This is a genomic window from Actinokineospora auranticolor (genome assembly GCF_002934265.1).
Taxonomy (GTDB): Bacteria; Actinomycetota; Actinomycetes; order Mycobacteriales; family Pseudonocardiaceae; genus Actinokineospora; species Actinokineospora auranticolor.
The window spans coordinates 34,277-46,599 of sequence record NZ_PTIX01000036.1; the positions used below are offsets into that span (position 1 = coordinate 34,277).

A 12,323-nucleotide genomic window follows, 5' to 3' on the forward strand; every position below is an offset into this window, starting at 1 on the left:
ACCGGGCGAGCCGACTAGCTGCAGCCCGAGGTGGAGCCGCAGCCCTCGCACACGTAGCAGGAGCCCGCGGGACGCATCTTGGTGCCGCAGGTCATGCAGAGCGGGGCGTCGGCGGCCTTGCCGAGGTGCAGCTCCAGCAGTTCGGTCGAGCTGTGCGCCTCCGACGTGGCCGGGCGGGGGCTGGACTCGATCTCCGCGCGCGGGGTGGCGTCGACCGACGTGCGCAGGCCCTCGAGGTCCACATCGGACGAGCTGCCGTAGTCCGCGGCGACCTGGGCGGTGCGCTCGTCGGCGGTGAAGATGCCGAGCTGGGCGCGCTTGTCGTAGGGCAGGTAGTCCAGGGCCAGCCTGCGGAACAGGTAGTCCAGGACGCTGGTGGCGATCCGCACGTCCGGGTCGTCGGTCATGCCCGCGGGCTCGAAGCGCAGGTTCTGGAACTTGGAGACGTAGAACTCCAGCGGGATGCCGTACTGCAGGCCCACCGAGATCGACATCGAGAACGCGTCCATCACGCCCGCCAGGGTCGAGCCCTGCTTGCCCAGCTTGACGAACACCTCGCCGAGGCCGTCGTCCGGGTAGGAGCCCGCGTGCAGGTACCCCTCCGCGCCGCCGACGGTGAACGAGATGGTCTGCGACGGGCGCTTCTTCGGCAGGCGCTTGCGCACCGGCCGGTACTCGACGACCTTCTCCGGCTCCGCCTTGGCCGAGGCCTTGGCGCCCTTGCCCGCCGACAGCGGCTGGCCGACCTTGCAGTTGTCGCGGTAGATCGCGAGCGCCTTGAGGCCCAGCTTCCAGCCCTCGAAGTAGATCTCCTCGACCTCCTCGACCGACGCCGACTCCGGCATGTTGACCGTCTTGGAGATCGCGCCGGAGATGAACGGCTGCACCGCCGCCATCATCCGCACGTGCCCCATCGGCGCGATCGACCGCTCGCCCATGGCGCAGTCGAACACCTCGTAGTGCTCCGGCCGCAGGCCCGGCGCGTCCACCACGTGGCCGTGCTCGGCGATGTACTCGACGATCGCCTCGACCTGCTCGCCCTGGTAGCCCAGCGCGGTCAGCGCGCGCGGCACGGTCTGGTTGACGATCTGCATCGAGCCGCCGCCGACCAGCTTCTTGAACTTGACCAGCGCCAGGTCCGGCTCGATGCCGGTGGTGTCGCAGTCCATCATCAGGCCGATGGTGCCGGTCGGGGCGAGCACGCTGGCCTGGGCGTTGCGCCAGCCGTTGCGCGCGCCGACCGCCAGCGCCGCCTGCCACTCGCGGGTCGCGACCTTCTGCACCGCCGCGTCGTTGGCGTGGTAGGTGCGGATGAGGTCGTTGGCGGCGGCGTGCTTGCGCATGACGCGCTGGTGGGCGTCGGCGTTGCGGGCGTAGCCCTCGAACGCGCCGACGACACCCGCCAGCTCGGCGGAGCGGCGGTAGGCGGTGCCGGTCATCAGCGAGGTGATGGCCGCGGCGAGCGCCCGGCCACCGTCGGAGTCGTAGGCGTGGCCGGTGGCCATCAGCAGCGCGCCGATGTTGGCGTAGCCGATGCCGAGCTGGCGGAACTTGCGCGTGGTGTCGGCGATCGGCTCCGTCGGGAAGTCGGCGAAGCAGATCGAGATGTCCATCGCGGTGATGACGATCTCGACGGCCTTGGCGAAGGTCTCGGCGTCGAAGGTGCCGTCGGCGGCGAGGAACTTCATCAGGTTCAGCGAGGCCAGGTTGCAGCTGGAGTTGTCCAGGTGCATGTACTCGCTGCACGGGTTCGACGCGGTGATCCGGCCCGACTCGGGGCAGGTGTGCCAGGCGTTGATCGTGTCGTCGTACTGGATGCCCGGGTCCGCGCAGTCCCACGCGGCCTTGGCCAGCTTGCGGAACAGGTCCTTGGCGCCGACCCGGTCGATGACCTCGCCGGTGGTGCGGGAGCGCAGCCCGAACCGGCCGTCGGACTCCACGGCGTGCATGAACTCGTCGGAGACGCGCACGGAGTTGTTGGCGTTCTGGTACTGCACCGAGGTGATGTCGGACCCGCCGAGGTCCATGTCGAAGCCCGCGTCGCGCAGGACCCGGATCTTCGCCTCCTCGCGCGCCTTGGTCTCGATGAACTCCTCGACGTCGGGGTGGTCCACGTCGAGCACGACCATCTTGGCCGCCCGCCGGGTCGCGCCGCCGGACTTGATGGTGCCCGCGGACGCGTCGGCGCCGCGCATGAACGACACCGGACCGGACGCGGTGCCGCCGGAGGAGAGCAGCTCCTTGGACGAGCGGATGCGGGAGAGGTTGAGGCCCGCGCCCGAGCCGCCCTTGAAGATCAGGCCCTCTTCCTTGTACCAGTTGAGGATCGAGTCCATCGTGTCGTCGACGGCCAGGATGAAGCAGGCCGAGACCTGCTGCGGGGAGCTGGTGCCGACGTTGAACCAGACGGGGGAGTTGAAGCTGAAGACCTGGTGCAGCAGCATCCAGGTGAGCTCGTGGGAGAAGACCTCGGCGTCCTCGTCGGTCGCGAAGTAGCCGTGCTTGACGCCCGCGGCCACGTAGGTGAGGACCACGCGGTCGATGAGCTGGCGCAGCGAGCTCTCCCGGACCGGCGTGCCCACGGCGCCGCGGAAGTACTTGCTGGTCACGATGTTGGTGGCGTTGACCGACCAGAAGTCGGGGAACTCCACGCCGCGCTGCTCGAAGTTCACCGAGCCGTCGCGCCAGTTGGTCATCACCACGTCGCGGTGTTCCCAGGTCACCTCGTCGTAGGGGTGCACGCCCGCGGTGGTGTAGACGCGCTCCACGCGCAGCCCTGGCCGCGGTGCGCCCACCAGGTCGGCCGCGGTGGTCCCGACGGTCTCGGTCATGACCGGTCCCTCTCCCTCGTCTTGTGCTGGTCTGGCCACGTCCGGGCTCCCCGTCCGATGCGGCCGAAGCGTGAGTCGGCGGTCCCCGCCCCGGGGACGCCGTGACTGACGTCTACTGCTCATCCTGTTCCGCCAGTTCCTTGGCCATCGCGGCCCGCAGGTCGGCGATCTCCTTCTCGAAGTCCTCCACCGAGGAGAAGGACCGGTACACGCTGGCGAAGCGCAGGTACGCCACGCCGTCGAGCTCGCGCAGCGGGCCGAGGATGGCCAGGCCGACCTCGTGGCTGGGCACCTCGGCGCTGCCGGTGGCGCGGATGGTCTCCTCGACCTTCTGCGCCAGCTGCTGCAACCGGTCCTCGTCCACCGGCCGCCCCTGGCAGGCCCGCCGCACGCCGCGCACGACCTTGTCGCGGCTGAACGGTTCGGTCACCCCGGAGCGCTTGACCACGGCGAGGACGGCTTCCTCGACGGTGGTGAACCGCCTGCTGCACTGCGCGCACGACCGCCTACGGCGAATCACCTGTCCGTCGTCGACCTCCCGCGAGTCGACGACCCGCGAATCGGAGTTCCGGCAGAACGGACACCGCATGCCCCCGACCTTCTCTCTGCTCGCACACCTCAGCGCCCACCGACCACAGCCCACCGATCGGGCCCACCAACCGGCTGAGTCCACGCGCCCCGCGGCGATCGCACCTGGTGATCGATCTGTGGATAACGCGTGGATGGAAGGTGGACAACCCGCCCCCACCTGTGGACTAACTACATCGGTGTAACCACTAGATGTTGGGGTGGACGGTATGCCTCGACCCTACATGGGCGCAACTCGGACACGCCCTCGCGGCCCGAGAACCACCCTGCGCGGTCACGCACACACCCTGCGATTCATACATCCAGGTGAACAGAGGTTGTCACTCGTCCGGACGCACCCCACCGCGCGTCGCGGGCGGGATCCCCGCACCCGACGAACGCCGAACCGCGCCGCGCGCCCCCGCCGGACCCTCACCCGCCCGAGTGATCATGAACACCGCCGGGCGATTGTCACACCCCGGGTCGCCGGGGTGGACGGTGTCGACTCATCGACGCGGAGCCGTCGTCAACGGCGAGCCGGACCGGCACGCGCATGTCGACAACACGTCGTCCACGGGGCAGCCGGACCCACCACGGCCGTCGATCCCACCGGGACGGACGCACGCACCACCCGGCCACCGCGACGGTCCACACCGGACCGCCGGTCACCGCGAGACCGGCACCTCCAACGGCTGACCGGGGAAGATCGTCGACCCCTCCAGCCCGTTCAGGCCGCGGATGCGGTCCACCACCGCGCCCACATCGGACCCCGGCGCCATCCGGGCCGCCAGGTCCGACAGCGTCTCGCCCGCCTTCACCCGCACCACAGCGGTCTCCTGGGGGACGCTCGCCCCCGCCATCGAGTCCGCCGCCGAACCGAGGCCGTACACGGCGATGGCGACCACGGCCGCCACACCAGCCAGCACCGAAACGGGGATCGGCGAGCGTCGCGGACCGCACCCCGGCGCCGCGACGACCCTGGCCGCGCCCGCGACCCGACCGCGGTTGGGCGGGCGGTGCCGCCGCGCGCGGCGCAGCGGGGACGGCGCCGGGCGTATCGGCGCGGTCGCCGCCGGTGATCGTCCTTCGACCCGCTCGCCCAGGTCGGATCCCCGCCGCACCACCTGCACCGAAGTCGCCACCGCAACCTCCCAGCCGCGTACACCGTCGACGTCCGCCGTCTCCACGCCCACTGGCGGGATCGAACTCGCGTTCGATCGAACGTCCGTGCGAATGTCTACCACCACCCACCGACAAAAATCGAGACCCCATCGGCGTGTCGCTCGAACAGGTGTTTGATCTGCGCAGGTCGGCGGGCTAACGTCGACACCGGAGATGATCGAAGTCGGTCCACCACCGGGGCGAGAAGGCCGTGCCGGTCGGCGCAGGGAGGCAACGCAGTGTCAGGCACGAGTGGTCGGAAGCCGTCGGGGGCGCCCAAGCGGAAGCAGGCCGCGGGCGACAACGTCCGCAGCTTCCCCGAGCAGACCCCGGCCACCGATGCCGCCGACCTGCCGGTCCGCCAGCGACAAGTCCTTGAGGTCATCCGCTCCTGGGTCCAGCGCCACGGCTACCCGCCCAGCGTGCGCGAGATCGGCGAGGCCGTCGGCCTGACGTCGACCTCGTCGGTCGCCTACCAGCTCCGCGCCTTGGAGGAGAAGGGCTACCTGCGCCGCGACCCGAACCGCCCGCGCGCGATCGGCGTGCTCTCGGCCGACGCCTCGGTGGCGCAGCTGCGCGGTGAGCGGGGCACCCCGGTCGCCGTCGAGCAGGCCGACCAGGGCCCCGCGCCCACGTACGTGCCGGTGGTCGGCCGGATCGCCGCCGGTGGGCCGATCCTGGCCGAGCAGGCCATCGAAGAGGTCTTCCCGCTGCCGAAGGAGATCGTCGGCGAGGGGTCGCTGTTCATGCTGAAGGTCGCCGGTGACTCGATGATCGACGCGGCCATCGCCGACGACGACTGGGTCGTGGTGCGCCAGCAGCCCACCGCGGACAACGGCGACATCGTCGCGGCGATGATCGACGGCGAGGCCACGGTGAAGACGTTCAAGCGCCGCGACGGCCACGTGTGGCTGATCCCGCACAACGACGCCTACGAGCCCATCCCCGGCGACGAAGCCACCATCCTCGGCAAGGTCGTCGCGGTTCTGCGCAGGCTCTGACCGGCCTCGGGCGGGCGGCTCAGCCGCCCGCCGCTAGGACTTCCGCGCGCTCCGGCGGTTCATGAACAGCAGCGCACCGCCGACGACCACAACGGAGATGCCGAGCGCGGGGAGCACGGGCAACCCACCGGACTCCGACGGCGCGCCACCCCCTCCCGCGCCACCCGACGCGGCGGGCTTGGGCGCGTCCGACGTCTGGGCCGTCGTAGTGGCCGCAGCGAGTGCCGCAGCGCCCTTGACCACCCGGATAGGCGTACCGACGCCCTCGGACCCGGACACCAGTGTGCCGTCGGATTCGATTGCGATCGCCTCTCCCTGCTTCTCGTCCGGCAACGGAATCCGCACCGGCTTGCGCTTGAGCGCGGCGAGCACATCGCCGTCCGGCGCGGGGAAGAGATAAGCCTCGGTGTACGTGCGCAGCGCGACGAGCGTGCCATCCGCGTTCACCGCCCCACCGGTCACCACAACGGAGCCCACGAGCGGGGTAATCGGGCCACCCTTCGTGTCGGTACTACCGAAGCTGACCTCGCCGACCTTCTCCAACGGCGTCGGTCCCGGCGTGGCCAACGGGCCCGTCGGGCGATAGATCCCGGCAAGACCGAACGGACTCTTTGTCACCACATAAGGCACGTTGTTCTTGTCCAGCAACAACGCCTCAGCGTCATGTGGACCGTCCGGATAGGTCAACCGGTGCAGGGTGGTCTTACCGGCGGGTGTCAGCTCGATGAGCGCGATGGTGGTCCGCTTCTTGCTGTTGTCGCCGGTATCGGAAAGCCAGAACGTGCCGTCGGCCGCACGGGCGAGGTCTTCGACGTCATAGGGGTCGGTGGGACCGTTGATGACGCGCTGGACCTTGCAATCCTTGCCGAGCACGTAGACGGTCGACTTCGTGCCACCGTCGTTGATCGCGTACCAGTGCTCCCCGTCGGTCGCCAACCCGGACAGCTCGGACAGCCGCTTGTCGGACTGCACGCACGCGTCCTCCGGAACGGGTGTTTCCGCCACCGCCGCCGTCGCGCCGAACACACTCAACCCCACTACCAGTACCGCGGTCGCGAACCCCCGCACCCGCCACCTCCCTGTCTCCCACTCCACCGTAGCCGCGCCACGGCCTACAAGAGCGAGGACGCACACGCGGACGCGAAAGGGCCCCGGCGTGACAGCTGTCTCGCCGGGGCCCTTTGACGCCTCTTACGCGGAAGTCCCGTTCACCGCGAACTGCTCCAGCGCACCCGCCAGGTCAGCCTTGACCCGAGCGCGTAGTTGCGTGCCGGACGCGGTGTGCTCCTCCAGCAGGATCTCGCCCTCTTGGTGCACGCGCGCGACAAGCTCACCGCGCACGTACGGGACGAGCACGTCGACCTCCACGTCAGGCCGCGGCAGCAGCTCGCCGATGCGTTCCCGCAGCTCGTCGATGCCCGCACCCGAGTGGGCGGACACGAACACCGCGCCGGGCAGCAGGTGGCGCAGCCGGGCCAGGGCGAACTCCGTGGTGGCGTCGGTCTTGTTGACCACCACCAGCTCCGGCGGCATGGCCGCGTCGCGCCGCCTGCCGATCTCGCCGAGCACCTCGCGCACGGCGTTGACCTGCCACTCCGGCATCGGGTCGGCGCCGTCGACCACGTGCACCACCAAATCGGCGTCGGCGACCTCGTCCAGCGTCGACCGGAACGCCTCGACCAGCTGGTGCGGCAGGTGCCGCACGAAGCCGACCGTGTCGGTGAGCGTGTAGGTGTGGCCCTCAGGGGTCTGCGTGCGGCGCGTGGTCGCGTCGAGGGTGGCGAACAGCGCGTCCTCCACCAGCACGCCCGCGCCGGTGAGCGCGTTGAGCAGGCTCGACTTGCCCGCGTTGGTGTACCCGGCGATCGCGACGCTGGGCACGGCGTTGGACGTGCGCAGGCCGCGCTTGGTGTCGCGGACCACGCTCATGGCCTGGATCTCCTTGCGCAGCTTGGAGATCTTGGCCCGGATGCGCCTGCGATCGGTCTCCAGCTTGGTCTCACCGGGACCGCGCAGACCCACACCGCCGTTGCCGCCACCGGCTCGACCACCGGCCTGCCGGGACAGCGTCTGACCCCAGCCGCGCAGGCGCGGCAGCAGGTACTGCAGCTGCGCCAGCTCCACCTGGGACTTGCCCTCCCGCGACCGGGCGTGCTGGGCGAAGATGTCCAGGATGAGCGCGGTGCGGTCGATGACCTTGACCTTGAGCCGGGCCTCCAGCTGCTGCAGCTGCGACGGGGAGAGCTCACCGTCGCAGATGACGGTGTCCGCGCCGGTGGCCCGCACCACTTCGCCGAGCTCCTGCACCTTGCCCGAGCCGACGTAGGTCGCGGGGTCCGGCTTGTCGCGGCGCTGCACGAGGCCCTCCAGGACCTCGGAGCCCGCGGTCTCGGCCAAGCGCGCCAGCTCGGCGAGCGACGCCTCGGACTCCAGGGCCGTGCCCTCGGTCCAGACGCCGACCAGAACCACCCGTTCGAGTCGGAGTTGGCGGTACTCGACCTCGGTGATGTCCTGCAGTTCGGTCGACAGACCGGCGACGCGCCGCAGGGAGGAACGCTCTTCGAGTTCCAGTTCACCGAGTGAGAGCTCAGCCAAGTCGGACGCCGTGTCGTAACCGTTCTGACTGATTTCCTCTGTCACCTGGTGAACCCGTCCTTCGTGTTGTTCGCTCCGCGGCGAATTTTCCCGGCGCCCCTTGGCGTCCCTGCTTCCCATCGTCCCACGTTGCAGCGCCCGATTCGACCCGGTTATTCCCCGGGGTACAGCGCGACGTAGACGGCGGTGCGCTCGGCGCCGGGGGTGGCGGGCCGCTCGGCGTACTCGTCGAGCAGGGCGCCGATGCGGTCCATCAGCTCGGCGCGGCCCGCGGCGTCGACCTGCACGACGAGGCGGGTCTGGTCGAGCGCGCCGAGGCCCGAGCCGGAGATCTCGTTGAGGTACGCCTGCAGCATCGCCTCGGCGATGCTCTGGTCGGGGTCGGGTCCGAGGTTCAGCCGCCAGGAGAGCCCGGTGCTCAGGTACGGGATCTCCTTGGCGCCCCGGTTGCCGCGGCGCACGGGCTGCGGCTCCAGGAAACCGGCCGCGACCAGCTTGCGGACGTGATGCAGCGTGGTCGCCGGGTCCTTGTCCAGGTGCTCGGCGATCTCCTTGTTGGTCAACGGCCGCCGGTACGCCAGTCGGATGATCCGCAGCCGCACCGACGACGCCAGCGCCTCCAACTCCGCGGGCGAGGCGGCGCGGCGACCCGGTCGAGGCGTGTTCACACCCACAAGGGTAAAGCCGAGGACTAAGTGATTGACAGCTTCCAATCACTCGACGCATCCTGAGTCCCGTGACGACCTCACTGCGCACCCACCAGGACTTCCGACGCCTCTGGATCGGCGACACGATCGCCCAGTTCGGCTACTTCGTCGGCCACCTCGCCCGGCCGCTGCTCGCGGTCGGGGCGCTGCAAGCGAGCGCGGCCAAGATGGGGCTGCGCACCGCGGTGGGGTGTGGCTTTGTTCGTGGTGGGCGTCCTCGTCATCAACTTCAGCGCCGTCATCTACAACGTGGCCCAGATCAGCTACCGCCAACGCGTCTGCCCCGACCACCTCCTGGGCCGTATGAACGCCAACATCCGCTGGACCGTCAGGGGAACCATGCCCTTGGGGGCCCTGCTCGGCGGGGCACTGGCTACCTGGCTCGGAATCCGCCCCACCCTGTGGATTTGCGTCGCGGGTTGGGTCGCCGCCTGTCTCTGGACCGCTCCGCTGCTCAAACCCGACGAAACCCACGCCACCCTCGAACCCCGATCAACCACTCCAGCAACAGAGAACCAGCCCCTCCACCAACCCTGCAAAGGAGCCGCGCCCTCCACCGCAATCAAAGCCCCGCCCTCACACCGACATCCACACGACACTCCAAATCCGCCCCGACAAACAGAACCCACCACACCGAGAGAAGCGCCCATGACAAAGGCACCGCCCACTTCACCCACCACAACCCCACCCCGAAGAGAACCGAGGCTGCCTCGCACCAAACCGCCTTAACCAAGCGGCCCTTGGTCGACTCAGCCCAGGACCGGTGGCGACGAGCGGCCCACAACCGGGGCCATCGGCCTCGGCCAACTCATCGACGGGAGACCCATCACCAGCCACCACCGCATCCGCGCCTGCGCCACGATGCCTGGCCCGTATTCAGCGCTGGACCAGGCAGGTACTCGAGCCTCCGCTCGATCCGCACTGGCGCGGTTCAGGTAGAACGCATCCAGTGCAACCGTCGCGTGCCGCCCACACGCCACCGCCCGCCATCACCTCTTGCAGGCTGGTTGGCAGCACGCTCCAGTTGCACAGCAAGGTGGCGCTCTCACCTGACCGCCTGGACAGGCGGCTGTCCTTCGCCGGGTTCATACCGCCAGCGCCGGGTTCCGCCGGACCAGCCGGGTGTGCCTGCCCTGAACCACCTTCGACACCAGGTTCGGCCTTCACACCATCCTTGCACTCACCCAGCAGTGCCAAGAGTCAACAATTGCTCGATTGGTGGTCCGACGAACTGATGCTCGGCGGACCGAGGCCTGAGGACCGTGGTCCGACCGCCGCGGGCTTGCTGATGGCCGGCTCGGTCGGTGATTCGGTGGTGGTGAGCCCTTTCGAGTACCTGCCGCATGGTGGCGGGTGCGCTCGATCGTGGCTCAGATGCCGCCAAGTCCCTGAATGGACCGTGATCCACAGTCGCTGCTTGCGATTCTCGGCCCGCTGCGGGGTTTCGGTGATCCTGCTGGCCGCTGCCCTGATCTCGCGGCAGAGTCTGGCGCGCGGATGCTAGGCCGTCCGGGGTGGTGGGGTCTTCTGCCACGCCTGGCCGAAGTGGCGGATCAGTGGTGGGTAGACGATCAGGTGTCGGAAGGGGGCGATGGCTTTCATGTACGCCCATCCGAGTGTGCCGTTCGGTTTGACCAGTACGGCCATCTGGCCCCGGTAGCCGCCGGTGCCGTCGGGAACCCAGGCGAGGTGCATGACCGCGTGCACGGTCCGGTTGGCGACCTCCGCTGCCCATTCGGTCTCGGTCAGGTAGACGGAAGTGAAGGGGCGGTTGGGGAACACCGGTCCGGGTGGGGCGGCCAGCAGGTCGGCGGGCAGCCGTTCGCGGAGGGTCTCCACTCGGGTGCCGAGGCCGGAGTTCGGGGCGTCCCAGCCGAACCACGCGCCCAGTTTGCGGCGGATCGCGACCAGGGCGCGGGCGGCCCGGGACGGGGTGTCGGCGGAGTCGCGGTTGGCGGCGAGGTGTACCAGGCGGGGGAAATCCTCGACGCCGCCCGGAGTGGGTAGCGCCCAGACGTCTTCGAGGTGGAAGTCGGGGGCTATCTCGTGGATGCGCCATGGCCGCTGGGTGTGCGCGGTGTTGGGGAGCCTCATGCCGTTGTCTCCGTCTGCTCGGTGAGAGTTCGCCGGTGCACGGAAACCGGGGGACCCGGACGACTCAGCTCCTGGCGAACGACGGGGACCGTCAGCAGACCGTCTTGCAGCGGGCAGCCCCGAAACCCACCGTACTCGCCTCGACATCTCGACGGTGCCAAGTGGACGTACGGCATCGGCCAGTCAGACGTGCTGTCCGGCTCTTCGGGGCGGTGTCCGGTCCGCTTTGGATGTTGGGCGGATCCGCCGCGAAACCAGACAGACCAACGTGATCCATCGGACAGGCCAGTCGGGTTCGGGCGCCTTTCCGGGCAACGCAAGGGAAGACCCGGCCAGGTGAGAGAGGGTGATGGCAAGGCTCTGAGACAGAGAGGTTCGGCCTAGGAGATTGCGTCCAGACTCGGCAATTGGTTCGTCGGGTGGGCGCAGGCATCGATATGCCTTGGGCCGTGTTGGGTCCGAGGTCGGAGCGTTGGGGCGGAGCAGTCGGGGAGGTGGTGTTGGCGGGACTCGGTCAGGCGTGGGTGATCCACCAGTCGTCGGTCAGGGTGCCTTGGGCGACGAAGACGGCGGGGCCGGTGAGGGTGCTCGTGGTGGGGGTGATGGTGACCTGCACGGTGCCGCCGGGGATGTGGACGGTCACCGAGCCCGTGGCGTGGTCGCGCGCGTCCAGGTAGGCCGCCGCGGCGGCGACCGTGCCGGTGCCGCAGGAGCGGGTCTCGCCGACGCCGCGTTCGTGGACGCGCATGCGGATCTCGTCGGGGGCGACGGGTTCGACGAACTCGAGGTTCACGCCTCGGGGGAACACCTCGGGGTCGAAGCCGGGCTGCCTGGTCAGGTCCAGGTCGGCGACGCCCTCGACGACGCAGGCCAGGTGGGGGTTGCCCACGTCGATGCCCAGGCCCGGGTACCGGGCGTCGCCGACGGTGGTCTCCGAGCGGCCGGTGACCCGGACCGGGCCCATGTTCACCGTGACGGTGCCGTCGGCGTTCACCGTGGCGGGGCGCATGCCGCCCCGGGTGGCGATCGGGATCTCCACGACCTCGCCGGGGGCGGACGGGACCAGGGCGGCGTCGTGCAGGTAGCGGGCGAAGACGCGCACGCCGTTGCCGCACATCTCGGCTCGGGAGCCGTCGGCGTTGCGGTAGTCCATGAACCAGGTGTCGCCGTCGAGGCCTGCGGGGGCGTCGGGGACGTGGCGGGTCCGCACGACCCGGAGGACGCCGTCGGCGCCGAGACCCCGCCTGCGGTCGCAGAGGGCGCGCACGCGGGAGTCGGTCAGGTCCAGGTCGCCGTCTGGGTCGGGCAGCACCACGAAATCGTTCTCGGTGCCGTGTGCCTTGAGGAACGCGATCGCCACGGCACCA

10 protein-coding genes are annotated in these 12,323 nt (G+C 69.7%); 1 reads left to right on the forward strand and 9 read right to left on the reverse strand.

Features of this window, described 5'->3' with window-relative positions; genetic code table 11:
* Positions 1 to 14 precede the first annotated feature (14 nt).
* The 3 genes from CLV40_RS34720 to CLV40_RS40075 all read right to left on the reverse strand — a co-directional run bounded on the left by CLV40_RS34720 (position 15) and on the right by CLV40_RS40075 (position 4,540).
* Entirely contained in the window at positions 15 to 2,831 is a 2,817-nt protein-coding gene (locus CLV40_RS34720) for a vitamin B12-dependent ribonucleotide reductase (RefSeq protein ID WP_104483271.1), read from the reverse strand.
* Between the two features lie 112 nt (positions 2,832 to 2,943).
* Positions 2,944 to 3,420 (reverse strand): transcriptional regulator NrdR, encoded by a 477-nt coding sequence (gene nrdR / locus CLV40_RS34725; RefSeq protein ID WP_104483272.1) that lies wholly within the window; start codon positions 3,418 to 3,420, stop codon positions 2,944 to 2,946.
* A 643-nt stretch (positions 3,421 to 4,063) separates the two neighbouring features.
* On the reverse strand, positions 4,064 to 4,540 hold the full coding sequence (locus CLV40_RS40075) for a LysM peptidoglycan-binding domain-containing protein (protein ID WP_245931767.1): 477 nt from the start codon (positions 4,538 to 4,540) through the stop codon (positions 4,064 to 4,066).
* A gap of 369 nt (positions 4,541 to 4,909) precedes the next feature.
* Here CLV40_RS40075 and lexA point away from each other — a divergent pair, with 369 nt between their 5' ends.
* Complete coding sequence (gene lexA / locus CLV40_RS34735; protein ID WP_146108387.1) at positions 4,910 to 5,560, forward strand: transcriptional repressor LexA; 651 nt, start codon at positions 4,910 to 4,912, stop codon at positions 5,558 to 5,560.
* Between the two features lie 33 nt (positions 5,561 to 5,593).
* Here lexA and CLV40_RS34740 read toward each other — a convergent pair whose 3' ends face one another.
* The 6 genes from CLV40_RS34740 to dapF all read right to left on the reverse strand — a co-directional run bounded on the left by CLV40_RS34740 (position 5,594) and on the right by dapF (position 12,316).
* The gene (locus CLV40_RS34740) at positions 5,594 to 6,628 is read right to left on the reverse strand and encodes an esterase-like activity of phytase family protein (protein ID WP_374065109.1); all 1,035 of its coding nucleotides are present in this window, start codon (positions 6,626 to 6,628) and stop codon (positions 5,594 to 5,596) included.
* A 123-nt stretch (positions 6,629 to 6,751) separates the two neighbouring features.
* Positions 6,752 to 8,200, reverse strand: a complete 1,449-nt coding sequence (gene hflX / locus CLV40_RS34745) for a GTPase HflX (RefSeq protein WP_374065110.1) — start codon at positions 8,198 to 8,200, stop codon at positions 6,752 to 6,754.
* Positions 8,201 to 8,307: 107 nt separating this feature from the next.
* The gene (locus CLV40_RS34750) at positions 8,308 to 8,823 is read right to left on the reverse strand and encodes an ArsR/SmtB family transcription factor (protein ID WP_245931769.1); all 516 of its coding nucleotides are present in this window, start codon (positions 8,821 to 8,823) and stop codon (positions 8,308 to 8,310) included.
* A gap of 77 nt (positions 8,824 to 8,900) precedes the next feature.
* Entirely contained in the window at positions 8,901 to 9,104 is a 204-nt protein-coding gene (locus CLV40_RS37585; RefSeq protein WP_146108386.1) for a hypothetical protein, read from the reverse strand.
* 1,258 nt (positions 9,105 to 10,362) lie between these two features.
* Positions 10,363 to 10,956, reverse strand: coding sequence for a DUF2867 domain-containing protein (locus CLV40_RS34760; RefSeq protein ID WP_104483275.1), 594 nt, complete (start codon positions 10,954 to 10,956; stop codon positions 10,363 to 10,365).
* Positions 10,957 to 11,470: 514 nt separating this feature from the next.
* On the reverse strand, positions 11,471 to 12,316 hold the full coding sequence (gene dapF, locus CLV40_RS34765; protein WP_104483276.1) for a diaminopimelate epimerase: 846 nt from the start codon (positions 12,314 to 12,316) through the stop codon (positions 11,471 to 11,473).
* Positions 12,317 to 12,323: the final 7 nt, after the last annotated feature.